This window comes from Saprospiraceae bacterium (assembly GCA_016710235.1).
In the GTDB taxonomy this organism is placed as follows: Bacteria; Bacteroidota; Bacteroidia; order Chitinophagales; family Saprospiraceae; genus Vicinibacter.
In genome coordinates, this window is record JADJLG010000001.1 from 3,351,658 (window position 1) to 3,377,990 (window position 26,333).

Here is a 26,333-nt window from a genome sequence, read left to right on the forward strand (position 1 = left end):
CTTTTAATAGAACAACAAAGCTAAAAAAAAGATATTTATATCTATAAATTCCTAAATTTTAAGCTATATTAATCATTTATAGTGATTTATATATTATTAATATAATTAATGTATAAATTTTATTTTATATGGTTTAATATTCACTTTGGCTGTTTATCTTTGCAACCTGATTTTTCTGCGGATGTGGCGAAACTGGCAGACGCACTAGACTTAGGATCTAGCGCCTTAGGCGTGTGGGTTCGACTCCCTCCATCCGCACTCAGTCCCATAGACCCTTTGGGTTTGTGGGATTTTGTTTTTTATTAAAGCACTTTCATGCAAACAGACTTTCTTCCATTAGACAAACAGCACGGGAAAATTCAAATCCAATTGACAAAACAGGATTTGGATCCAATGGTAAAATCCGAACTCAAAAAAATTAAAAACAAAGCACAGATTAAAGGTTTTCGTCAAGGCGGAGTGCCCGAAAGCCTTCTCATGAATCTTTATGGCACAGAGATCAAAGCAGATGCTATCCAAAAACTTGTGCAGCAAAGTGTGGAATCTTATTTAAAAGAGAATAATAAACAATTGGTTGGTGAGATTATGGCTGTCAACGATCCTATAGGTCAGCTTGGCATGTCAGCCGATGCTTATCAATTTGAATTTGAACTGGGATTTGCCCCGGACCCAGATATTTCCACTGCATTGGAAGGCACAAAACTGGTGCGCTACAAAATACAAATTCCTGAATCAAAAATTGAAGAAGAGATCAGCTTCTTACTCACAAAGTATGGTAATCTGGAAGATAGCACTGAAGCTGTCAAAGTTGGTGATCAAGTAAAACTAGAAGTTTATGAATTGGAGAATGGAATTGTCAAACCTGAGGGAGTAATATCTGACTTTGTAGTTTTAGTCGATGACACATTGACTGAAGAATTCCAACAGACGCTGTTGGGTAAAATTATCGATAATGAATTTACAGCTGACATCTATCAAATTGAAAAAAAATTAGACCTGAATCAGGTAAAAAAGTACTTTTTAAAATTAGAGGAAAATGATGAAAGAGAGTTTGGAAATTTATTTCAGGTAAAAATCATTCAGATCCAATCGAACAAAGCATCTACAGAAAATGAAGAGTTTTACAAAAAGGTATTTGGCAATGATACTGAAGTCGTTGATTCGCTTTCATTCCGACAACAATTGAGAACCTCTTTGCAGGTATATTATGATCTTGAAAGTGAGAAGATGCTGGATTTTATGCTGGTGAAAGAACTAGCAAAAACAAGTCAAATGGAATTTCCTGAAAATTTTCTTAAAAAATGGTTACAATCTACATCTGAATCATGGGCTAAGAAAAGTGGTTATGAATTAGAACATGATTTTTTTCATTTTAAAGAAAGTTTAGCTTGGAGAATTCTTAGAGAAAAATATAGCCAAATTCACGAAATTCAAATCAGCAGACAGGAGCTTGAAAATTATGTAATCCATAGTATCAAACAGAAATATGGAGAATTCAAATTGGATGAAGAAGTTTGGCGTGGATATGTTAGAAAAATGCTAGAGGACAAAGAACAAGCTATGAATTATTATGTGGAACTGGAAAATTTAAAAGTCATCGAGCATATGAAGGCATCAATGACAATTGATTCTGAAGATATCGAGCTTGGAAATTTTAATACAAAAGTTCAAGAAATTAACTCACACCACCATACAGAACTCGACCATCATCACGAGCATTGATGCAAGTTTAGTTGTGGTTAAAATGGATAAAAGAGCTTATTCTTCCAATCAAGAAAATTTTTTATAAAGGAATATTCCCGTGTTTTTTTGCAGGAAGTTGATCTGCTTTGTTTGATAAACTGGCAAACGCTTTTATCAATTTCCTTCTTGTATGTGAAGGTTCTATGACTTCATCAACAAAACCACGGCCAGCAGCATGATATGGGTTAGCAAACTTTTCACCATATTCTCTTTCTTTCTCTGCCAGCTTTGCCAGTGGATTTTCTGCAGTTTCAATTTCTTTTTTAAAAATAATTTCACTCGCACCTTTTGCGCCCATAACCGCAATTTCGGCGCTTGGCCAGGCATAATTCAGGTCAGCACCAATATGCTTTGAATTCATCACATCATAGGCCCCTCCATACGCCTTTCGAGTTATTAATGTAATCCGTCCAACAGTGGCTTCGCTAAAAGCATACAACAGTTTCGCACCATTTGTGATAATTGCATTCCACTCCTGATCTGTCCCCGGAAGAAATCCAGGAACATCTACTAAAACTAACAATGGAATATTGAAACAATCACAAAAACGAACAAATCTAGCTGCTTTTTTTGAGGCTTTAACGTCTAGGCATCCAGCCAGTACCATGGGTTGATTTGCAACAATTCCGATGCATTTTCCTGCAAGTCTGGCAAATCCCACAACTATATTATCTGCAAATTCTTCCTGAATTTCATAGAAAGTACTTACATCGATGATATGCGTGATCACTTCTTTGATATCGTAAGGTTGATTTGCATTTTCAGGTATAATGTCATTCAGTTCAGGGCGCATTTCATCGCTCAAAACATAATCCAAATCAGGTACTTTTTCTTCACAATTTTGAGGAATATAGGAAATCAATTTTCGTACTTGTGCAATACAGTCTAAATCATCTTGTGCTGTAAGATGTGTTACTCCTGATTTTGTGGCATGGGTATGAGCACCACCCAGGGCTTCAGAACTCACTTCTTCGTTTGTTACCGTTTTGACAACATTGGGTCCTGTTACAAACATGTACGAACTATTTTCCACCATGATGATAAAATCAGTCATAGCAGGAGAATAAACTGCTCCTCCAGCACAAGGCCCCATTATCGCAGAAATTTGCGGAATGCTTCCTGAGGTTCTAACATTTCTGTAGAAGATATCCGCGTATCCTCCTAAAGATCGGACACCTTCTTGAATCCTCGCCCCACCGCTGTCATTCAATCCAATCACTGGTGCCCCATTTTTTAGAGCTAGATCCATCAACTTACAAATTTTTTCAGCATGAGTCTCTGACAATGATCCTCCAAAAACTGTAAAATCTTGGGCAAAAACATACATCAATCTCCGATCGATGGTACCATATCCTGTGATTACACCATCACCATAGAAATTTTGCTTATCCATTCCAAAATCAGTCGTGCGATGCACAACCAACATTCCAAGTTCTTCAAAACTTCCCGGATCCAATAGCAATTCAATACGTTCTCTCGCAGTTAGTTTTCTTTTTTTATGCTGTGAATCTATCCGATCTGCACCTCCACCCAATAGAGCTTGTTCCTTTTTAACATTTAATGTTTCCAAATATTTTTGCATAATAAAATTGGATTAATAATATCGCGATCGAATTGAATTATCTTTTGAAATGTTCCAACATTTTATGTAGCAATTTTTCTGCTGATTCAGGTACAGGAGTGCCTGGTCCAAATATTTCAGCTACACCACATGTCTTTAAAAAACCGTAATCATCAGGTGGAATCACTCCGCCTAAAACTACCATAATATCGCTCCTGCCCTCCAGTTCCAGTGCTTCCATCACCTGCGGAACAAAAGTCTTATGTCCTGCCGCCAAGGACGAAATACCAAGCACATGAACATCGTTATCACATGCTTGTCTTACAGCCTCTTCAGGAGTTTGAAACAATGGGCCTATATCCACGTCGAAGCCAAGGTCTGCGAAACCGGTTGCGATTATTTTTGCACCCCGATCATGTCCATCTTGACCAACTTTTGCAACCAATATTCTGGGACGTCTTCCATCCATTGCAGCAAACTCATCCGAGAGTTTTCTGATCCTTTCTAGGTCCATATTCTGATGAAATTCTTTTCTATAAACACCTTGAACAGCTTGAGTCATAGCTTTGTATCTTGTAAAAACTTTTTCCATAGCAAAGCTGATTTCACCTAAAGTTGCTCTAGCTTTTGCAGCGCGAATCGCAATCTCCAGCAAATTCTTATTTTCATCTGAACACGCATCAGAAAGTTCTTGCAAGATGTTCTCAACTTGTGATTGATTTCTTTCTTTGCGAATTTTATGTATTAATTGTTTTTGTTCAGACAAAACTTTAAGATGATCTACTTCTAACAATTCAAAGTCATTTGGTAGATTGTGTTTCAGGACATTGACCCCTACGATTTGTTCTTTCCCTGAGTCTATGTGTGCTTGTTTTATTGCAGCTGACTCCTCTATTCTCATTTTAGGAATTCCTTTCTGAATGGCATTCGCCATTCCACCGAAATTTTCAATTTCACGCAAGTGGCTTTGAACTTGTTCAATTAATTTTTCTGTAAGATGCTCCACGTAATATGAACCTCCGAATGGATCAACAGCTTTAGTGATTCCACTTTGTTTTTGGAGAAAAAGTTGAGTTTCACGCGCAATCCTTGCCGACCTGTCCGTAGGCAAAGCAATGGCTTCATCCATGGAATTGGTATGCAGAGACTGAGTGCCACCCAATATCGCTGCCATAGCCTCAACTGTGGTTCGACAAATATTATTATATGGTATTTGTTCTGTCAAACTCCAACCGGAAGTCTGGCAATGTGTCCGCAGCATAAGTGATTTAATATTTTTAGCTCCAAGCGAGGACATCGCATTAGACCATAAAACTCGTGCTGCACGCATTTTGGCTATTTCTTCAAAAAAATTCATTCCAATTCCCCAGAAAAAAGATAGTCTTGGTGCAAAATCATCAATGCCCAATCCTGCTTGCATTCCGGTCTTAACGTACTCAATTCCGTCGGCAAGTGTGTACGCCAATTCTAGATCAGCTGAAGCTCCGGCTTCCTGCATATGGTAACCACTAATGCTGATGCTGTTGAATTTTGGCATATGAGCAGAAGTATATTTGAATATATCCGCGATGATGCGCATTGATGGTTTGGGTGGATATATATATGTGTTGCGCACCATAAATTCCTTGAGAATATCATTTTGGATAGTACCTGATAATTTGGAAATTGAAATCCCATTTTCTTCGGCAGTAGCAATATAAAATGCAAGAATAGGGATAACTGCTCCGTTCATTGTCATTGAAACCGAAATTTGATCAAGTGGAATTTTATCCAATAGAATTTTCATATCTTCAATGCTGTCTATGGCTACACCTGCCCTTCCAACATCGGCAAATACCCTGGGATGATCACTGTCATATCCACGGTGTGTTGGCAGGTCAAAAGCTATTGACAAACCCTTCTGTCCTGCAGCGAGATTTCTTCTATAAAATGCATTACTATCTCTGGCATTTGAAAAACCGGCATATTGTCTAATTGTCCAGGGTTGGTTGACATACATAGTGGAATAAGGTCCTCTTAAAAATGGAGGCACACCTGACAATTGATTTAAAATATTATTGTCCTTGAGATCTGATTTCTGAAAACACTTTCTATCTTCAAAATGACTCGAATTGGAATCCGCTCTTTCCGAATGATTACTCATTTTTGGGCGAATCCATTTTAATTCTGACAATTTCACCGTCATCTTTTTCTATTTCGTTGATGTGACCATGAATTGATTTTTGTATCCGCAACTTTTACCTCTTGAAGGTGATCTAAAAAGTACCTGAGTGCAACCAAGGATGCTGCTTCTTCTTCAATTTCAACATAATTCACAGATTTAAATTCATGCCATGTGGCCTCGACGAATTTGGTTGTCATGTTGCCTCGGACAAATTGCTCATGGTTGAGAATAAATTCAGTATATGGCAAAATTGTTTGTACACCTTCAATCCTATACTTCTTGATGGCCATTTTCATTTTTTCAATTGCCTCAATTCTATCCCTTGCATGAACGATCAATTTTCCAATCATTGAATCATAATAAATAGGAATTTCTTGATTTTTCATATAAGCATCATCCACTCTTATTCCAACTCCTACAGGAATTTCGTATTCTGTTAAAACTCCAACACTTGGCATAAAATCATTTTCCGGATCTTCAGCATTTACCCTTGCTTCTATAGCATGGCCTTTGTAACTGAGTTGAGCTTGATCGAAAGGTAACTTTTCACCACGAGAAATTCTAATTTGCAGTTCCACCAGATCCAATCCGGTGATCATTTCTGTAACCGGATGCTCGACTTGTAAACGCGTATTCATTTCCATGAAATAAAACTGTTTACTTTCATCTAATAAAAATTCAACAGTCCCCGCTCCGGTGTAATCACAAGATCTGGCGATGCGTACAGCAGTCTCCCCTATTTTGGCACGTAGTTCCTGGTCAAGTGAAGGCGAAGGTGCTTCTTCAATCACCTTTTGATAGCGCCGCTGAATCGAACACTCACGTTCAAATAAATAACAAATATTGCCATGCATATCAGCCATGATTTGAATCTCTATATGCTTTGGTGCCTGCAAATATTTTTCAATAAAAACGGCACCATCTCCAAAAGCTGAAAGCGCTTCACTGGATGCCAATCTAATATTCTCCTCTAGATCACCATAATCATGAACGATCCTCATTCCTTTACCGCCTCCTCCAGCTGAAGCCTTGATAATGACAGGTAATTTTATTTGCATAGCGAGTGCACGCGCAGCCTGAAGATCGGAGATTGAATTTTCAGAACCAGGCAGTATAGGCACTTCCATTTTTCGAGCACATTCCTTTGAAGCCATTTTATCTCCCATCAACCTAATAGAATAAGGAGAAGGTCCTATAAAACTTAATCCCGCATCTGCAACTGCTTGCGAAAAACTTTCTCGCTCACTTAAAAAACCATATCCCGGATGTATGGCATCGGCATGAGTTGCTTTAGCTGCTGAAATAATTTTGTCAATATCCAGATATGAATCTTTGGAAGGTGCTGCACCAATGCAAATGGCTTCACCTGCTTCTCTAACGAAAAGTGCATCTCTGTCAGCTTCAGAAAAAACTGCTACGGTTTGGATACCCATCTTGTGAGCAGTCCTTATGATGCGCCTTGCAATTTCTCCCCGGTTAGCTATTAGAATTTTTTTCATGCATTTGATTTAAAATCGATTTACCCAGTTGCTCCACAATCTACTGCAAAGTGCTTCTGTATTTGATTCAATAAAATGTGAACCGTAAAGAGGATCCTGAACTTTTGACAAACCAGATTCTCGCTCCAGAATTTCAGGAATTTGAATCAAGCTGAGCAGGTTGGAATCAGCAATCATTTCGCTCTCTGAGCATTCCATGAATACTTCGGCTGCACCACCTAAATAAGCTGCTACAGACCTAGTAGAATTTTCAATTAGTTCGTCATTGGATTCACCGGGATATCTGACACAGGTAGCAATAGTGAAATTCACTTTTTTATAATTTAATAATTCAGCAATTCGCGATAAAATCAAATTCAAACAACGCATTTGTATTATAGAATTTAAGAAATCTGAGCTCATTCTGAAATCTATTTTAAAATATTCACTTTCAGCTGAATCTTGACAAAACTCATGATATTTATTTAATAAATTCATCCAAGGAGTTAAAACGACTGCTGATCTATCAATATCTTCTATCACTGAATAAGAATGAGGATAATAAATGCTTGGTGAAATTTGAGGATAATATTTAGAATAATAATTGATTATATTATATTTAACTTCATCATTTTCAATTAAGATTATCCATTCGATTTCCACAAACTCAGGTCGGATACTGTTCATCAAAATCTGCAAATCGTTATCATTTAATTCTTGATCAACAATGAATGTCAATTTACTAACTCCAAAGTTCAAGCACCTAAGGGCAAATTGATTTGATTTTAAAGCATCAATTAGCGGTATTCGTATTGATTTCGAAACGTCTGCTACACTATAAAAAGCAGGTTTGAGATCAAAATTCAGGTCATCAAAATGAACAAATGGATTACCATTAAAACTCAATGACGATTCAAAGGTCGGTGCGTGCTGATTTTTGTCGAAAAGATCCTTCCGAATCAATTCCATCCATTCCAGCTTTGTATGCAAATTAAACTTCATAACAAATTATTGCGAAACAGAACCAAACTCTATCAAAGTCTGGCCCTTATCAACTTTGTCTAACGGCTTTACCACAAGCTTTGCCACCACTCCGTCATCAGCTGCTTTTAAAACATTTTCCATCTTCATTGCTTCAAGTACAAGCAATCCTTCACCTTTCCGAATGGTTTGACCTTCTTCAACAAGAATTCTCAACACCATACCTGGCATCGGAGCAGTCAAAGTATCGTTTGATTTCCTCCTTCCAGCTACGAATCCGATAGAATCAATGAGTTGTTGCAAAGGAGTATCTATATAAACTTCAAAACTTTGCTGTCGAATTAATACTTTTATTTTGCGCTGAATTAGATCAACAGACTCAATATGAGCACTTAATGAATGACCATTATGTATAATATGAAAGGAATCGGGACCTGTCTTGATGATATCTGTACTTTTGATATCCGCCTCGGTAATGATCCAGTCCTTAGAACCACATTTCAATCGGTATGATTTGTTTGTTGCCATAAAAGAATTCTGGTCAAAAGTACGTGATTCCTGTTCACTAGAAATCGCCAAGCCGAAATTATATTCGTAAATATCATCTCTGTAACTAGCGAATAAAGCCTATTTTTGAAGCTGAAATTCATAATCGAACGAAATGAACACTAAATTTGTCTAGCACGGCGCATCTAAACAGAAAATTGGGAAATAAATCAACGGTGTCTCAAAAAAGTCTGGTGATACTTAGCGTTTCCTCTTTTTTCGAGGTATTTCGCCAAGTCTATAGGAAATTCTAATCAAAACTATAAACATTATGGCACCGCAAATTGAACAAATAAAATTCTGCATCCATGCATATTCAAGATGAAAACCTATTATAGAAGCCCCCCATTTTCCAATAAAACTACCTACAATCCCTACTACCAAATTTCCAATCAAGCCAAAACCATCCTCCCCTATGATGCGTCCGGCAATATAGCCACAGAACATTCCATACATCATTGTCAAAATGATATCCAGTGTCATTCCCTTAATAATTGTAGAAGTATTTGGATTTCCATTTCAAGATGTATAATTTTGCAGCCCGCAATAAAAGTCATTGCAAAAATTGAGGAAGGTTGCAAGAGTGGTTTAATTGGCACGCCTGGAAAGTGTGTGTACTCCAAAAGGGTACCCAGGGTTCGAATCCCTGACCTTCCGCTATTTTCTACTAGAACTATTAGTCTTAGATTGGATCTGATGATTTGGAATAATATTAGAAGTAACATTAGTTACAATTTTAATACACTTCTAGATTCTTAAATTACAAGATTAATCATCCTGCCAGGGACAAAAATTATTTTTTTCACAGTGTGACCCTCTGTCCATTTTACAATATCTTCCAACTCCAATACTTGTTTTTCAATCTCTTCCTTAGGCATATCTACCGGAACAGTCCACTCATATCTTTTCTTCCCGTTTATACTGACCGGATATGTGACCACATCAGATTGCAAATATGCTTCATCATGTTTTGGATATTCTTCATGATGTATGCTATTTTTTCCACCTGAATTTTGCCAAATAAACTCGGTCAAAAATGGTGCGAATGGGGCCAGCAATGTATTCAATTGCAACAAAATATTTTGATTTCTGCAATTAAGTTTTTTAAGTTCATTTACACAAATCATAAATGCACTCACGGAAGTATTAAATGATAATTGCTGCAGATCTGAATTCACTTTTTTAATACAAGTGTGCAATATTTTTAATTCATCATTTGTAGGTTCTTCGTTAGAAAGTTCTATGGTATTTCCATCAGAAGCAAAAAGCGATGTATACCTTTTCAGAAAACCAACTACTCCGCTGATCCCTTTTGTATCCCAGGGTTTGCTTTGTTCAATGGGACCTAAAAACATTTCATACATTCTAAAACAATCCGCTCCATATTCTCTTACGACATCATCGGGATTGACCACATTGTGATAGCGTTTTGACATCTTCCCAATTTCAGATTCAAGAAGGATATCTTTACCTTCAATTGTCAGAATTTTTGTACTTCGTGGACTTCCTTTAAATTCTAAAAATTGTGAGATATTTTCTTTCGGTAAAATTGATTTGCCCTGTTGGTTTTTGCGTATGAGCGAAAGTGGAACTTCAACCAATACATAATTTTTTAATCCACTTTGATTTACATAATCAAGGGATGCAAAATGCAGGTCGATCTCAGAGGTGCTTTCGTCTTCCCGAGACATATAAATCCTATTAATTTCTCCCTGGATCATTCCTTGATTGACCAATTTAATAAATGGTTCTTGAGTGGGAAGAAATCCAAGATCAAATAAAAATTTATGCCAAAATCTGGAATACATTAAATGCCCCACTGCATGCTCAGTACCTCCGATGTACAGGTCTACGTCTTTCCAATATTCAACAGCCTCCCGCGAAACAAACTCATTGTTGTTGTTAGGATCCATATATCTTAAAAAATACCAAGAAGAACCAGCATATCCGGGCATCGTATCAATCTCACGAGTATTTGGATCACATTCATGGATCCAACTCTGAGCATGAGATAAGGGAGAAAGTCCTCCTTTTCCAGGTATTATATTTTCCAAATGAGGAAGCGTTACCGGAAGTTGATCTGAGGTTAATGGAGTAGCTATGCCCTCCTGACTATAAACTATAGGAAATGGTTCGCCCCAGTATCTTTGTCGGCTAAAATTGGCATCACGCATTTTGAAATTGATTCTTCGTGACCCAATTTGCCTACGCTCAATTTCTTGAATAATGAATTCGATAGCATCCTTGACTTGCATTCCATTGATAATAGGGGAATTGATCATAACACCCGTCTTGTCTTCACGATGTGCGCTTTCAATACTTGACTGGTCAATGACTTGAACAACAGGAAGATTAAATTTTGTCGCGAATAAAAAATCCCTATCGTCATGTGCAGGAACCGCCATAATAGCTCCTGTGCCATATTCGATCAAAACATATTCAGCAATCCAAATTGGAATTTTTTCTCCCGTGAATGGATGAATGGCATAAGTGCCTGAAAATACGCCACTGACATTTTTGCCTTCGGTCTGTCTCTCTACTTCAGATCTTGAGGAAACTTGCTCAATATATTGATTTACCTCATCCAAGTTTTCTTTACGAGTTATGGATTTAATCATTGAATGCTCAGGTGCTAAAACAAGAAAACTCACTCCATATATCGTATCCGGCCTTGTAGTGTAAATTTCAATTTCGCTTTGTCCTTCTTCAGTAGAAAAGTAAATCTGAGCTCCTGATGATTTCCCAATCCAATTTCGCTGCATTGTTTTTAATGCATCAGACCATTGCAAACTATCCAAGTCAGACAAAAGCCTGTCCGCATAAGCTGTAATACGCAAAGCCCATTGCATCATTGGTTTTTTTTCGACAGGATGTCCACCCCTTTCAGATACTCCATCTTTTATTTCATCATTTGCCAATACTGTAGATAATGCTTCGCACCAATTGACATAACTCACTTTTCGATATGCCAATCTAAAATTCATGAGAATATCTTCCTTTTCATACAACGATTTTCTCTTCCACTCTTCAGGTGTAAATTGGCCTTCAAAGGAATGGGCAGCTTGTAAATTTGAAGTCCCAAACTGCTCAAAATGCAGTTTGAGTAAATTGATTGATTTTGCTGAATTTGACTCCGTATCGTAATAATGATCAAAAAGTTTTAGAAATATCCACTGAGTCCATTTATAATACTTTGGATCTGAGGTATTGACAGATCTCGACCAATCATAGTTAAATCCAATGTTATCAAGTTGATCAATGTACCTATTAATATTCGTTTCAGTAGAATCTTTTGGATGTACACCTGTTTGGATAGCATACTGTTCTGCAGGAAGACCAAAAGCATCAAATCCCATAGGATGTAACACATGGAAACCGCACATCCTTTTCCATCTTGCTACAATATCTGAAGCAATATAACCTAAAGGATGACCGACGTGAAGTCCAGACCCTGAGGGATAAGGAAACATATCGAGGATATAATATTTTGGCCTTGTTGATTTCAAGTCCACTTGGTAGGTTTTATTCTCCTTCCAATAATCCTTACAATAAGCTTCAAACAATGAAAAATCAAAATTCATCCGGCCAAATTTTAAACAAAGATAAGAAAGCATTAAAACTTAGGTCTTCCACTTCGAGTTATATAGTAAAACCTCACAAACAACAAAACTGCAATCAGTCCAAGACTAATGATAAATCCTATCCAAATGCCATAAACTTTCATGTTCCTGTGGACTGAGAGGAAATATCCTGCCGGCACCCCGACAAACCAATAAATTACAGTAGTAAAAATAGTTGGAATCTTAACATCTTGAAGGCCTCGCAATAATCCAATTCCAACCGCTTGAAGAGCATCCGAAATTTGAAAAAATGCGGCAAGCACAAGAAGATGTGATGCAATTTGAAAGACAATAGGATCATTAGTAAAACTAATAGGTAATATATTTTTTAAAAAAATAAAGATTATCCCACAAGCTAATCCATAAATAAATGCAATTTGAATTGTCGTTTTGCCAAATACCCAAGCAAGATTCATTTTGCCATTACCAAATGCTTCGCCGACTTTGATAGAACCTGCTGTTGACAATCCTAATGAAACCATAAAGGTAAATGCAGCAATTGACATTGCAGTTTGGTGTGCTGCTTGTTGTTGAGCGCCAAACCAGCCGGATAATATTCCAAGAACCACAAAAGCTCCAACTTCACTACTGTACTGCCACGCTGATGGCAATCCTAATGAGCTTATTTTTTTCATTACCTTGGGATCCCATCGAAACCGGAACAAATTAAACTCCTTAAACTTGGGATGGGTAAGCACATGCACGATTAAAATTATCATGATAGTGATGCGCGTGATTAATGTCGCCAAGCCTGATCCTACCAGTTCCCACCTCGGGAATCCAAAATTCCCATAAATCAAAGCATAATTCAAAATAAAATTAAATGGAATCGAAAGCAATGAAAGTATCATCGGGAATCTGGTATGCTCTAATCCATCGCTAAATTGCTTGAAAGTAAAAAAAATGACCATTGGCAAAATTGCCCAGGTCATATAAATCAGAAATGGTTTGGCTAAATTAACTACTTCAACATCTTGTCCGAGATGAAAGATTACACCGGAAAAAATATGTAATAAAGTGCACATTACTATGCAAATCAAGGTATTTAAAATGAGCGCATGCCATAGATAACTTCCTATATCGCTTGCTTTTCTGTCACTGTAAAGAAAAGCTACCAGAGGTGAAATTACGCTTACCAGTCCTATGCAACTCACGTATGGAATTCCTACGACATTGATGACCAGCGAAGAGGCAGCTAAGTGTTTGTAGCTGATCTGCCCTACCATCATGGCATCCATTATCCCGAGAAACATCTGAGATATATTGGCAATGATTAGCGGTCCTGATAACTTTAGTAGCTGTCTGGTATTTGTTTTATCTAAGTTCCACATGTCTGACTATGATGCGCAAAAGTATAAAATCAAGACAATACATTCTTCACGACCTGAACTCTATATATTTTTTTTATTTCAATATAAGAAATCTACTTTTTTAAATATAAGATATTGACCAAAAAATAAATGATCCGCAATCTGAATATGAATTTTGCAATGTCAGATTGCACTTTTGGCACACTTTTTATTCTCTGTTAGTGAAGCTTAGTTTATTATCTGAAAACTATACTTTATCCCCCGCAACAATCAGATTTTCGAGATTGCATGTACTAATACCAAAAGGTTAGGCAGTACATGATAATTTATTTTGATTTGGTAAAATTTCATATTAGAGATTTTACAGGGGGCACTATGTATTACTGTTTTTTATTCTTCCGATTATGAATAACAAGAAAAAATATATCAGTTATTTCTTGCACACAGCTCTATTTCACTCCATCATTGCATCGTAACAACTGTCACACAAGATCAAAAAGCTAATCAAGCAATTTGATCATCATATCAAATTCATGCTCTGCATGAACATTTGAACTGATACGTGTGTGACCTAAATTCGTATGCTACAGACGAAGCAAAGTACATACGAATTTATGCTACATCTTTTAATAGCTAATCATACTCAACAACTCAATTATGCATTTTCAGTATTTGCCAAGTCAGAAATGACAGAAGCAGGGCTGAAAATGTATTTATACTCATGTAATTAGTTGTTTTTTTTTATAAATCCAAATCTCTATTGTATGATTAGACTAAGCTTACTAAAAGCATTGAGGCGCCAGTTGAGTGGTGCTATTATGCTCATGCTAGTCATTTCAAGCACTGCGACATTAATTGCTTCCTCTTCCAGTCCGGAAGCCATGCGTGGACAACTTGCTTGTAATGACGACATTCAGATCAGTCTGGATGAAACATGTCTGGCTACGATCACGCCTGATATGGTCCTGGAAGGAACAGGATATAACTATGCAGACATGCTAGTGATCGCTCGCGACTGGGTGACTCGTGCGATTATTGATGTAGATCCGGTTATGCCGGGTGTGCAAATCGGAGCTGCACAAATCGGTCGACACCTTGAACTGACTGTAAGAGAAATCTCTTCAGGCAATTCTTGTTGGGGACGTGCTTTCGTTGAAGACAAGCTTGCGCCAATATTTACGTCGTGCGCATTGAATGTAGAAATCAACTGTACGGATCCTACAAGTCCTGCATTTACAGGATTACCTCTTGTAACTGAAAATTGTGGAACTTACACGTTGACTTATACAGACAAAGTTGACAAAGGATCTTGTGCATTAGGTTATGAAAAAATTATAACCAGGACATGGATTGCAACAGATTCTCATGGAAACAAATCCAGCTGTGTTCAAACGATCAGAATATTGTTGGGAGATATTTTTGTAGCTCCCGTGCCTCCTCATTTTGATGTTGTAGGAAGAGAGACAGTATTCAAATTTTTTACAGGTCCGTTTGATCCTGCAAATTGGCAGGTTGGAAATGCAGGCCCCGGAGCAATAAATGGAACCGTCAACTTTACCAATACCAACTCAAAGTTGACAATCATTGGTGCAGATGGTGTGGCGCCAGCTAAAATGGATACTACTTATGCTGCTATATTATCGATTCCTTACTGTGGAACTATCACATTTGATTGGACTTCCATGATTAGAGGTGGAGCCGGCAATTTTCAAAATGATGAAGCCGGTTATGCTTTGAATGGCGTGTATACCTTCTTATCTACCCCTCCTGCCGGCATGTTTGCCTCAGGAACGTCATCGGTTGCAGTTCAACCAGGGGACGATTTTAGATTCTTTGTCAGGTCAAATAATATTGGCAGAGAAGACACATTTATGGTGACAAATTTCATTTTCAATGGTTGCAACCAAAATGCTTTATTATGTGAAAACAAAATCAACAAATCTTTTGATCCTACACCACATTTTGTTGCTGCTCCATTATGTGTAGACGGTTATCTTTTAGATTCATTTGTATATAAATGTACTGGAGCCCGCGTACCTAGAATACTAGGATGGAACAGCATAGATGCCGGTATAAATGCGGGCAACCCAAATCCAGATCCGGTGTATTATCCATCTAATCCTGGATGTTGGCCTGCAGATTCACTTGTCATGTGGAAAGGTACTGGCAGACCAACCGTATCAGGATGTTCCAACATTGCTGCCACTTACAAAGACATACGTATCGATATCGCAAAACCCGGATGTGATGCGGGTTCTGTTGGATGTTACAAAATCTTACGTCAGTGGATCATGCTAGACTGGTGCACAGGAGCTACCCGCTATTACGACCAGATCATTAAAGTAGTAGATGACAAAGGACCATCTATATTGTACCCTGATGATTATGAAGTTGGTACAGATATTTGGAAATGCGAAGGTAGATGGGAAGTTCCACCAGCCTGGATCACTGACAACTGTTCAAATGAAATCCACTACAGCATTAGAGTAGAGGATGGAACAGTCCTTGGTGACGAAAAAACAGGCTTTGTCGTGGTAAATCTTCCTCTTGGTATCCAAAACGCTTATATCATAGCGGAAGATTGCTGCGGCAACATTACTGAGAAATTAGTAAGAATCAATGTTGTCGACAAAAATCCGCCTATCGCTGTATGTGATAAAACAACCGTAGTCACAATTACAGGAACTCAATCTCCAGGTTTAAACTTAGCTAAAATCAATGCAGAAACATTTGACGATGGTTCATTTGACAACTGCGCTGCTCATATATTCTTCAAAGCTATCCGAATGGATGAGCTCCAAGGTACGAACAATGGTTCTACTAAGGAATCCAAAGTTTGCAATAAGGCAAATGGAGATGATGATGTGAATGTGGATGGTTCACAAACATATTTCGATGACAACGTGAAGTTCTGCTGCGAAGATGTTAACAAAACTATCAGAGTGGTGTTCCGCGTTTTTGATGTTGATCCAGGTGTGGGTCCTGTACATCCATCAAGGATGAGCGGTTCAGGAATATTGGTTGGACACTTCAGCGACTGTATGGTTGAGGTAGAAGTCCAAGACAAATCCGTTCCTACAGTAGTAGCGCCACCGGATATCGTGGTAAGCTGCATGTATTGGTTCGATTTGACAAAATTGTCAGACCCTTCAGATCCGACGTTTGGTAAAGTTGTAAATGACGTAGCTTGGAGAAGCAAGGTTAAAACTACAGACGTAGTGTGTGATGCATATTGTAACAAAAACAATATCACCGGTTATCCGGGTTTTGTTAGTGGATTACCTCCACAATTGCAGCCCGCTCCAAATGTAGCTTGCAATTATTACAGAACATTATTCAATCCAAGTCACCCAGACAATAAATATGATTTGGTTTGGGGATTTGACGGATACGTTTTGGCTTCATGCAATGTATCACCTGAAATTGTAGTTGAAGACAAAAGAGAATGTGGTCAAGGAAGAATTTTACGTACCGTTACAGCAAAAGGACCTAATAATATTATCGTTAAAGCAACTCAGACTATTTGGGTAGTCGATTGTGATCCATTCTATGTATCTGACGACAAGTGCGATCCTGATGACGATATCGTATGGCCTGATTGTGACGGTGCTGGAACATCTGTATTTGGATGTGGTGCAAACACTTCACCAGATATAATAGGAAGACCTGAAATAGCAAATAATGCAGACGACAATTGTGCATTAATTTCAATTGAACATGATGATGAAATATTTACAATAGAGCCTGATGCTTGTTATAAAATACTGAGAAAATGGACTGTTGTAGATTGGTGCCAATATGATCCTTCAAAAGGAGTCTATTCCGGAAGATGGGAGCATACTCAAGTGATCAAAGTGAATGATAAAATCAAGCCAAATGTAACTTGTCATGTAGGTGCTTGTGAGCCTGCAGCGATCAATACTTTGGGAGTATGTGTAGGACATATCAGTTTGAGAGCTACGGCATCAGATTCATGTACTCCAAGCGATTGGTTGTCATATGAATACAAAATTGATGCATTCAACGATGGAACCATTGACTATACAGTTGGAAAACTGACTCAGGTAGCTTACTCCCGAGGAGATCGTCCTGCAGTTCGCAATAATCCAAATGCCGACAATGTAAATAATCCGTTTGATGCAAGTGGTATTTATCCAATTGGAATTCACAGAATCACTTGGTATGTTGAAGATGGATGTGGAAATATTGGAACTTGCTCTACATTATTTGAAATCAAAGATTGCAAAGCTCCAACTCCATATTGCCTTACAGGTATCATTACAGTACCAATGCCTTCTACTGGCTGTATAGACATCTGGGCTAAAGATCTGGACGCAGGTAGTTATGATAACTGTACACCAAAATCAAGATTGAAATTCTATTTCAATAGTGATACATCCAAACCTAGCATCCGTATCTGCTGCGAAGATTTCGAAAAAGCAAACGCAAATGATGAATTGATAGTACCGGTAGAAGTATGGGTACAAGATTTGGAAGGAAACAGAGACTATTGTGCAACAAGTATTATCGTTCAAGACAATCAAAATGTTTGTAAGAATACAAGTACAAACATTGCGAGAGTTACAGGAACATTGTTGACTGAAACAGGAGATAAAACAGCTCAATCTGAAACGATGTTGATGATGAATGGCAATCATTTGAAGTCAAGGGTAACCGGAAATGACGGTGTGTTTACATTCTTGGATCTTGATATGTCACAGGCCTATACAGTTCAGCCTACGAGAAATGATAATCCGATGAATGGTGTATCTACAATTGATATTGTGAAAATTCAAAAACACATATTAGGTATAGAAACAATAGCAACACCATACAGCTTGATCGCTGCCGACGTTAACTTAAGTGGTAATATTACTGCTTCAGATATTTCTGAAATCAGAAAATTGATCCTAGGAATTAACACGCAATTTGCGAAATCTCCATCTTGGACTTTTGTTCCAAAATCTTTTGTTTTCGTTGATCCGATCAATCCTTGGAAATACGACAACTTCATGTCTTTTGATTTGAAGAACGGAGATCGAGTTGTTGACTTTGTAGCGATTAAAATGGGTGATTTGAATGGAAGTGTAAAAGCAAGTCTAGGTACCGGAGGAATTGTACGCCACGCGTCAAAATTGAGCTTAGTGACTAATGACCAGAAAGTTGAAGCTGGCAAAACCATCGAAGTTCCATTTACTGCCCAGAATTTCAAAAACATCAATGGATATCAGTTTACGATAAACTTTGACCACCAAGCAATGCAATTGGATAAAATGATTCCGGGAACATTGGATTTAACCGATGCAAATTTTGGTTGGTCTCATGTTGCTAATGGCAAATTGACCACTAGCTGGAATGATTCAAAAGCAGTAAGCTTGAATCCGAATGAGGTGTTGTTTACACTAGTATTCAACGTTAAATCAAATACGACTTTAGCAAATGCTATAACCATTACAGGTGATATTACCTCAGCTGAATCTTATGACAGTGATCTAAATGAACAAGGAGTAGAATTGCTTATCAAAAATGGCTCTACTTTAACCTCAAGCGAAGTATTTGAATTGTATCAAAACAATCCGAATCCATTCGCAAAAGAGACTACAGTAGGATTCAAATTGCCGGAGGCAACAGATGCGAAATTGACATTGTACGATGTAACCGGAAAGATCATCCGTGTTTATGAATTGCAAGGTCAAAAAGGTATGAATACTGTGACGATTTCAAAATCAGAATTGAGTGGAGCAGGAATGTACTACTACCAGTTGGACGCTTCTCACTACACTGCAACAAAGAGGATGATCATCATAGAATAAGCAAAACTGTTACCCCTCAGCGGACTTTTTCGTTCGAACAGTTTAGATGTACGTATAGTAAGAAAAGCCCTTCGCGAAAGCGAGGGCTTTTCTTTTTTTGTCAACAGAGATAATCGTTCTACTTTTGGGGCCACAATGATTTGGAAAAAACTGGATATGATGTTGGTAAAAGGGTTCATTCCCCCTTTTATTTTATCCTTTCTGATAGCCATGTTTGTCTTGGTGATGCAAACACTTTGGCTTTATATTGATGACATCATCGGCAAAGGTGCGGGATTTTGGATCATTGTTGAGTTTTTACTTTACCTCTCATTTTCCATGATTCCATGGGCTTTACCCATAGGAGTTTTACTTGCAGGGGTTTTCCAATTTGGAAATTTAGGTGAAAGATATGAGCTCTCCAGCATGAAGTCAGCTGGGATTTCCCTTCTTAGAATTATGCGCCCTCTTATACTTTTTGCAGCGTTGGTGACTATTTTTTCGTTTTTATGTTCAGAATATCTTATACCTCGAAGCAATCTTCAGTTTCTCTCCAGACTTCATGATTTAAAAAAACAAAAGCCTACACTGAGCTTGCAAGAAGGCGTATTCAACGAAGATTTTTATGGATACGTCATCCGGATAGGAAAGAAAGCTTCCAATGGTAAGGACATATCAGATATTCTGATCTATGACCACAGTAGTCAAGACGCTACCGGAGAGCGCACATTCATCTCTGCTTCAGAAGGCAGCATGTATATTACGAGGAAAAACAAATTCCTCGTGATGAAGTTGGAAAACGGTGCTATATATCAACAGCCTGCAGGAGGAAGTAGTCAACGAAATCAAGAAGCATTCATAAGGACACAGTTTGCCACACTATACAAAGTTTTTGACCTGAAGGAATTCAATCTTGATCGGACTGATGAAGAACTCTTCAAGGGAAACCAGAAAATGAAAAATAGTGTTCAGCTCAGGCGCGATATAGATTCTTTGAATAACGAATTGGGAAAAAACCTAAGCCCAATAGTGGGTCATTTTGTTTTGAGTAAAATCAGTAAAAATGACAAAAAAGAAGTCAGAGATACGAGCAAAACCCGATCCAGGGTACAACAATTGAGCGACGAATTTGTGAGAAATCAATCTGACACAGCACTTTTGAAAAAATTGACTTCACAATGGCAATCCCGACCTGATTCCATCATGAAATCCATGTCAGAAGCTGCGTTGTCTAATCTGAATGATCTAAAGTCAAGAAAAAATGCTTATGATACTAACCTCAAATCCATCAATCAGAAAAAAGCGAAATACATATTTGAGTTGTATACCAAATATTCATATGCCTTCGTCTGTCTGCTTTTCATTTTTGTCGGGGCACCATTAGGAGCCATAGTCAGAAAGGGAGGTTATGGTTACCCACTACTGCTTTGCATCGTCGTTTTTGTAGTATTTATTTTAATGAACACTTTATGCAAAAGGCTTTCTGAAGCGCTGACCATTGATGCCTTACTTGCCGCCTGGATACCTTGTCTGGTGATGCTGCCTCCAGGCATTTTATTGACATGGTCAGCAGTTCGTGATCGAAATATTTGGCGCGATTTGAGACTTTGGATAAAGTCAAAGCTTTCAAAATCCTAAGATTTTTTAATGAGCACGGTATAATGCTACCTTGTATACACCAAATTTTCTTGTTGAAATTGGGTTTAAGCGAACATTTTTTGAACAAAAAAAAAAAGCTCGTGACATTACACGAGCAAAAACGAATATACATTTAATAACCAAAACTTACACAGTACAAATATAATACATATTATAATTATATGCTATATATAATTAATTAATTTTTAATTGATTTTAAATTATAAATATACATAAATTATATTTATTTGTATATCTACATATTATAAATACATTTTATTTATATAAATAAAATGTAAATTGATAATTGATTAAGGTGCGGAGAAAGATATCAGGACACGTATCAAAAAAGCAATTCAATGGAATTTACCATCGTGATAGATCGCATTTTATCAATAATAAATCATGCAAAAGATGCAGAATATGTCTTCAAAGTTTACTTACCTTTGCACTTCTGTCGGAGGAATGGCAGAGTGGTTGAACGCGGCGGTCTTGAAAACCGTTGACTGTAACAGGTCCGGGGGTTCGAATCCCTCTTCCTCCGCTTCCTTTAAATTTAGTTTTGACTTCACTGCTTGAGGTAATCCTTGATCCAATCAATTTGGTCAAGTCGAACATTTATTGCTGTTTCACTCGGTGATAAATTGACTTCAATTGAATTACATACAAGTCCAATTTTTACAGTTTCACTGTAGCTTTTAGATCCATACAAAACATCATTCCATATAGGCAAGCCCAAAAAGGCCATCTGAGCTCTGATTTGATGATAACGACCTGTTCCGATATTCACTTCTATTTCTGTCCATTCATCAAGAACTTTTGCTTTGACTTTGTATTGCAGATCAGCTTGCTTGTAAAATTTATCTACTTTCCGATTTGTTATAATAGACTTGAACTTTCCGGAATCCTTCTTCAAATAATGTTTGAACTTCAAGTCTTGATCGGCAGGGAGCGATCCCAAAACCAATGCGCGATAAGTTTTCCTGATCTGGTGGGTTTCTAATAAATTCTGCAAACGGGCAGCCATGGTTTTACGCAATGCAAGCAATACTAACCCACCGACTGGCCGGTCTAATCTGGTGACTGGAATGATTCGTGCATTTTGGTTCCATTTGTTGTGCGTCTTCAGATACTGCTCGACCATTTCCAACAGATTTGTGTGTGAATTTTTATCAGGCTCTGTTTGAAGACCGTGCGGCTTATTTACTACTATCCAATGTCTTTCTTCGGCTAATACCTCGAGTGAATTTTCCAATTTTTATCCCAAATTTTTATCTGAAAAGTGTCATGTCTCCGCTAAAAATTTCTGTCGTTTCGTCTTTCCATCGCAGCTTCAGTACATATACATATACTCCCGTAGATGCATTTTCTCCTCGCCAGACTCCATTCCAACCTTGTGTATTATCTTCCGGTGGTATGTTCTCTCTAAAATACACCAATTCTCCCCATCTGTCATATATTGAAAATTCACTGATTTCAGATGCCGCCGACGGAGTGATACTTGGAAAAAAATACTCATTTATTCCATCTCCATTCGGACTAAATGCATTTGGTAACCAAACTCCTCTTTCCGCTTTTACAAATCTGATCTCTGCTCGTGCTTCACATCCTCTTTTATCGACATAGCTTATTGTATAACTCTGTTCCCTGCTAAAGTTTTTTAATGTCGGATATGGACAATCCCCACAACTCAAACCTTCCGCCGGGGTCCACCTTACCCAAGCTATAGAATCATCAGGTACTGAGTAGTCGGGTACTATATCATAATCTGATCCCAACTGCAATGTGACCTCTACTGGTAATTCTACTGATATGGCTTGTGGCTCTACTATCTTGAACTTCTCTACCCAATCACAGCCATTCGCATCAATGATACGAATCTCATGATCTCCCGAATTGACTTGAAATGGAAATATCCCGTCCGTCTCTCTTTGATCCACATAATATCTGTACGGAGCCTCTCCTCCTTCCGCTCCGACTATTTGGATGGCTCCCTGGTCTCCAGGACAATTGGGTTGGATCAATGTATGTAATGAAGCTGTTGGCACATTGGTATTTTTAATGATCTTGACTGTATCTGTTGTTTCGCACCCATTTGTCAATGAGCTGATCCTTAACACATAGGTTCCCTCTTTTTGAGCTGTGACTTGGAGTGAATTTACATCTCCTTCAATCACACCATCCTGCGTAGTCCACTCAACCTCAGTTCCAGGGTCAGCATTGCCATTGAGATGCACTTCTGACACGCTACAAGTCAATTGACCATCACTTCCTGCTGTGCCCTTTGGTGGAGTCTTGTCTTCTGTTACTAACACACTGTCCACTACACTACAGTCATTGTCCAGATTGGTAAACCGATAATAATAATACCCTGCTTTGTCTACCCTTACTGTATCTTCCAGAGGGGAGCCCACGAAATTCCCAAGCACTGTGTACCATGCTTTTGAATTGGCGCTTCCCTGTTGATTGACTGTGGCTGTGAGGACAACAGTAGTTCTCAAACATGTTATGCTCAATACTTGATCCAATCTCAGTTGTGGTACGTTCAAATCCGGTTTAACTGTAAAACTTGTCTCTGCCGTACAGCCATTCCTCTGGTCTTCTACCACTAATTTATATGTACCATAATTTTCAATCAATAAATCTGCCCGGTCGCCTTGCCCTGTAAATTTTCCATCGGTCGTAGACCATTTGTAATTGAGCTGATGACTGCCCATCGATGTTAACCCTGAAAGGCTCAATGCCGATGTTTTACAGTTCCAGATCGTGTCTCCTTTTATTGATGCTAAGGGAGATACTGTATCCTGACTGACCGTTGTTTGAACTCGTGTTGTACATCCATTGAACAAATCAACTATAAATAACTCATATAATCCAGGCTCTGTAACAGTCGCATTTAAACTCGTATCATTCATAATTGGATGATTCTGCGATGAAAACCAATTATATTTCATTGGATGTCCAGCCGGATTGAAAGCACTGCCCCGCAGACCTACAGTTTGTAACTTACAGTTCAATGTATCACTGACCGAAGCTGTCCCTGTCGGTGCATTCCTGTCTGGAACAATAGTCACCATACTCGATGATTCGCAACCATTAATTGTATCCCTCACCGTAAGCATGTATGTGCCCGCAGATCCGATGGTCAGTTTCATTGAAGTTTGACCTGAGAGGATGCTACCATCTACTGTACTCCAGCTCATCAGTATTCCCGGGCCTGAATCTGATCCGGCTCCATCCAGAACAAGTGAATTATCGTTGCACGCAAATACTGTATCATTGGCTGTAATAAGGGATCTGGGTACTTTCCTGTTTTCGTCAACATAGACTGAATCAATAGACTCACAGTGATTGCTCGTATCAAGTACTTTCAGGTAATACCAACCTTTCACATTTACATCAGGTTGCAGCTGATTGGATGGCAATATGCTATTGCCGGAACTATCTCTCCAATCGAATGTAATCGAATTCGACGGCCCAACTATTCCGGATAAATTGACCGTACTGTCTTTGCATGTGAGTACTCTATCGGGGCCAGCGTCCACCATTGGAATGGAGCGAATATCCCTAACGTCAAAACTCATCGTATCCTGACAATAATTGTCAATATTTGAAACAGTCAAAATAAACCTACCTGCACTTGTGGTTTTGATCAAAGCTAAAGTGTCGCCAGAAACCAATTGGCCTGATGGCAAGGTCCATGAATAATTCAGGCTCTGAGTTTTCGGACTCACGTTGGGAAAAAGCGTAACTTCTTCATTTATACAATCTATCGTGAGATTTCCATTCCAGATGATATTACTGGTTGTAGTATCGATTTGTACATCCCAATCGCTGCTGTCACTACAGTTATTTGCTTTATCCTGAATAATCAGCCTGAATTTGCCCGATTGGCCTGAGAGCAATTCGGTTTCATCGAATACGACCGAGTTGTCAGGCAAAATCCATGTGTAAAAATATCTTGAAGTGTCTTGCTGCTGTGAGAGTAACCGTACTGATTTCGTTTTACAGTTGATCAGAGTGTCGCCTTGTATAACGCTGTGTGGCAGAGTCGTGTCACTCTTCACATCGATATCCTTATAAAACTCGCATCCACTGCTCAGATCAGTGACAGTGACAGAATACCTTCCTGCGTTGATTACTTTGGCTGTATCTGTATTTTGTCCTCCTACGATTTCTTTGGTCGGGCCCCATTTGTATGAATATAAGCCACTACCATTGAGTACATATATTGCCAAATAAACTGTGTCATGAGAACAGTTGGCTATTCCGGAACTCGTTAAATCTCCAATCAGATCGTCGGATACGTCAATCTGAATTTCTGCTTCCTCTTCACAAATCACATTTCCGTTGGTATAAGTGACTTTCAAAATATAAGTACCCTGACCCCTACCCTTAGCTTTATTACCGCTGATTGAAGTAATTGTTCCTCCTGAACTGCTCCACTCATAGTTGATTTGAGGGCCGGAGGACGAGCGGCTACCATCGAGAGTAAATTCTTCACTCGCACATTTTGGCAATTGAACAACATCAAGGGCAGCTTTTAGATCTACGATTTCCACTTCAACTTCGTCTTCCACTCTGCACTTTTCAAATAATGTAATATCGTCGATTCCAAAATCATTACCATATCCAACGCCTGAAGTTTCCCTAATGCAAATTTCAATATTTGCAGATTTCGCTGTAAAACATGCTTCAAAACTGCTCCAACCACATAGCGGACCAGCAATTGCATTGCCGATACTTGTTCCATCTACTTCAATTGAAAACTGACCTGGCGCCACAGGAAATACACTTTGAGCAAAAAATGAAAACTGATACATGTTTCCCGGAGTCACCGACACAATTTGACACCAAACGGCATCACCTGCACTGGTAGAACCATCTGCTATTAATTGATTCCCTGAACCACTGGTGTGGTCACCGCAAGGACTCCAGGAAGAGTTGTAGGCATTGGGCATCATATCGACTACCAGGTGATCCGGGCCAAAAGGTGGTCCACCGTAAATGTATTGATGCGAAAATCCCGAGTAGCCACCTTCAAAATCGCCGTTTGTAATCAGGTTGGTTGTACTGAGCCCTTCTGCGACAAGTTTAAATCGATATTTGCCCGGTCCTGCGATTACAATTGGATCCAGAACATTTGGATTGCTCAAACCCGAAGCTGGTTCCCAATAGTATTTTAGATAATTTCCCTGTACATCTCCTTGAAGTTGTAAAACATCAGAAAGTTTGCACTTGAACAAATCCGGACCGGCGTTTACACTCAAGCCAATACATTGACCAAATGATATATTATATATTAAATAAAATATTAATATAAAAATAAATCGCAACATGATCAAGTTTTTATGTGGTAAACAGTAACGCAATATAAGTAAAATCTGTTAATACTGCTTGTCAAAATTTTCTTTGGAAAGCTAGAGCCTAACGAATTGCTTATTTTTCATATTAACTTTTATCTTAATATATAAAAAAACTAAATTGATTACCTTTGCAG

At 38.3% G+C, this 26,333-nt stretch carries 13 protein-coding genes and 3 tRNA genes; 6 read left to right on the forward strand and 10 right to left on the reverse strand.

Annotated features, from left to right (window positions below; genetic code table 11):
* Positions 1–177 precede the first annotated feature (177 nt).
* Together IPI99_13355 and IPI99_13360 are read left to right on the forward strand one after the other, a co-directional pair.
* A tRNA-Leu gene (locus IPI99_13355) sits at positions 178–258 on the forward strand.
* 57 nt (positions 259–315) lie between these two features.
* Positions 316–1,722 carry a hypothetical protein gene (locus IPI99_13360; protein MBK7341495.1) on the forward strand — a complete coding sequence of 469 codons (1,407 nt, stop codon included), beginning with the start codon at positions 316–318 and terminating at the stop codon, positions 1,720–1,722.
* A 61-nt stretch (positions 1,723–1,783) separates the two neighbouring features.
* Here the strand turns inward: IPI99_13360 and IPI99_13365 are convergent, their stop codons facing one another.
* The 6 genes from IPI99_13365 to IPI99_13390 all read right to left on the reverse strand — a co-directional run bounded on the left by IPI99_13365 (position 1,784) and on the right by IPI99_13390 (position 8,956).
* Complete coding sequence (locus IPI99_13365) at positions 1,784–3,325, reverse strand: acyl-CoA carboxylase subunit beta (protein ID MBK7341496.1); 1,542 nt, start codon at positions 3,323–3,325, stop codon at positions 1,784–1,786.
* Positions 3,326–3,362: 37 nt separating this feature from the next.
* Positions 3,363–5,489: a methylmalonyl-CoA mutase gene (gene scpA, locus IPI99_13370; GenBank protein MBK7341497.1), complete on the reverse strand. Its 2,127-nt coding sequence runs from the start codon at positions 5,487–5,489 to the stop codon at positions 3,363–3,365.
* The gene (accC, locus tag IPI99_13375) at positions 5,486–6,967 is read right to left on the reverse strand and encodes an acetyl-CoA carboxylase biotin carboxylase subunit (protein MBK7341498.1); all 1,482 of its coding nucleotides are present in this window, start codon (positions 6,965–6,967) and stop codon (positions 5,486–5,488) included. Before accC ends, scpA begins: the two co-directional genes overlap by 4 nt.
* 9 nt (positions 6,968–6,976) lie before the next feature.
* A complete protein-coding gene (locus IPI99_13380; GenBank protein MBK7341499.1) occupies positions 6,977–7,948 on the reverse strand; it encodes a hypothetical protein in 972 nt (323 codons plus the stop codon).
* A gap of 6 nt (positions 7,949–7,954) precedes the next feature.
* Positions 7,955–8,455: an acetyl-CoA carboxylase biotin carboxyl carrier protein subunit gene (locus tag IPI99_13385; GenBank protein ID MBK7341500.1), complete on the reverse strand. Its 501-nt coding sequence runs from the start codon at positions 8,453–8,455 to the stop codon at positions 7,955–7,957.
* A 219-nt stretch (positions 8,456–8,674) separates the two neighbouring features.
* Entirely contained in the window at positions 8,675–8,956 is a 282-nt protein-coding gene (locus IPI99_13390) for a GlsB/YeaQ/YmgE family stress response membrane protein (GenBank protein ID MBK7341501.1), read from the reverse strand.
* Between the two features lie 86 nt (positions 8,957–9,042).
* On the opposite strand from IPI99_13390, the gene IPI99_13395 reads away from it, so the two are divergent.
* A tRNA-Ser gene (locus tag IPI99_13395) sits at positions 9,043–9,130 on the forward strand.
* Between the two features lie 98 nt (positions 9,131–9,228).
* Here the strand turns inward: IPI99_13395 and IPI99_13400 are convergent.
* Both IPI99_13400 and IPI99_13405 read right to left on the reverse strand, forming a co-directional pair.
* Complete coding sequence (locus tag IPI99_13400) at positions 9,229–12,054, reverse strand: leucine--tRNA ligase (protein MBK7341502.1); 2,826 nt, start codon at positions 12,052–12,054, stop codon at positions 9,229–9,231.
* A gap of 32 nt (positions 12,055–12,086) precedes the next feature.
* Entirely contained in the window at positions 12,087–13,346 is a 1,260-nt protein-coding gene (locus IPI99_13405) for an MATE family efflux transporter (GenBank protein ID MBK7341503.1), read from the reverse strand.
* Positions 13,347–14,167: 821 nt separating this feature from the next.
* On the opposite strand from IPI99_13405, the gene IPI99_13410 reads away from it, so the two are divergent.
* From IPI99_13410 to IPI99_13420, 3 genes are all read left to right on the forward strand, one after another.
* Positions 14,168–19,216 (forward strand): T9SS type A sorting domain-containing protein, encoded by a 5,049-nt coding sequence (locus IPI99_13410; GenBank protein MBK7341504.1) that lies wholly within the window; start codon positions 14,168–14,170, stop codon positions 19,214–19,216.
* 135 nt (positions 19,217–19,351) lie between these two features.
* The gene (locus tag IPI99_13415) at positions 19,352–20,833 is read left to right on the forward strand and encodes an LptF/LptG family permease (GenBank protein MBK7341505.1); all 1,482 of its coding nucleotides are present in this window, start codon (positions 19,352–19,354) and stop codon (positions 20,831–20,833) included.
* A 459-nt stretch (positions 20,834–21,292) separates the two neighbouring features.
* Positions 21,293–21,377: transfer RNA gene (locus IPI99_13420), tRNA-Ser, on the forward strand.
* A 24-nt stretch (positions 21,378–21,401) separates the two neighbouring features.
* Here the strand turns inward: IPI99_13420 and IPI99_13425 are convergent.
* Both IPI99_13425 and IPI99_13430 read right to left on the reverse strand, forming a co-directional pair.
* Positions 21,402–22,088: an RNA pseudouridine synthase gene (locus IPI99_13425; GenBank protein MBK7341506.1), complete on the reverse strand. Its 687-nt coding sequence runs from the start codon at positions 22,086–22,088 to the stop codon at positions 21,402–21,404.
* A 16-nt stretch (positions 22,089–22,104) separates the two neighbouring features.
* The gene (locus tag IPI99_13430; GenBank protein MBK7341507.1) at positions 22,105–26,172 is read right to left on the reverse strand and encodes a gliding motility-associated C-terminal domain-containing protein; all 4,068 of its coding nucleotides are present in this window, start codon (positions 26,170–26,172) and stop codon (positions 22,105–22,107) included.
* Between the last annotated feature and the right edge of the window lie 161 nt (positions 26,173–26,333).

Excerpts from the sequence above, each read along its gene's own strand:
- IPI99_13410 (MBK7341504.1), top strand. The coding sequence starts at position 14,168 with ATGATTAGACTAAGCTTACTAAAAGCATTGAGGCGCCAGTTGAGTGGT.
- IPI99_13415 (MBK7341505.1), top strand. The coding sequence starts at position 19,352 with ATGATTTGGAAAAAACTGGATATGATGTTGGTAAAAGGGTTCATTCCC.
- IPI99_13380 (MBK7341499.1), bottom strand. The coding sequence starts at position 7,948 with ATGAAGTTTAATTTGCATACAAAGCTGGAATGGATGGAATTGATTCGG.
- IPI99_13385 (MBK7341500.1), bottom strand. The coding sequence starts at position 8,455 with ATGGCAACAAACAAATCATACCGATTGAAATGTGGTTCTAAGGACTGG.
- IPI99_13430 (MBK7341507.1), bottom strand. The coding sequence starts at position 26,172 with ATGTTGCGATTTATTTTTATATTAATATTTTATTTAATATATAATATA.
- accC (MBK7341498.1), bottom strand. The coding sequence starts at position 6,967 with ATGAAAAAAATTCTAATAGCTAACCGGGGAGAAATTGCAAGGCGCATC.
- IPI99_13365 (MBK7341496.1), bottom strand. The coding sequence starts at position 3,325 with ATGCAAAAATATTTGGAAACATTAAATGTTAAAAAGGAACAAGCTCTA.
- IPI99_13360 (MBK7341495.1), top strand. The coding sequence starts at position 316 with ATGCAAACAGACTTTCTTCCATTAGACAAACAGCACGGGAAAATTCAA.
- IPI99_13400 (MBK7341502.1), bottom strand. The coding sequence starts at position 12,054 with ATGAATTTTGATTTTTCATTGTTTGAAGCTTATTGTAAGGATTATTGG.
- IPI99_13390 (MBK7341501.1), bottom strand. The coding sequence starts at position 8,956 with ATGACACTGGATATCATTTTGACAATGATGTATGGAATGTTCTGTGGC.
- scpA (MBK7341497.1), bottom strand. The coding sequence starts at position 5,489 with ATGACGGTGAAATTGTCAGAATTAAAATGGATTCGCCCAAAAATGAGT.
- IPI99_13405 (MBK7341503.1), bottom strand. The coding sequence starts at position 13,346 with ATGTTTCTCGGGATAATGGATGCCATGATGGTAGGGCAGATCAGCTAC.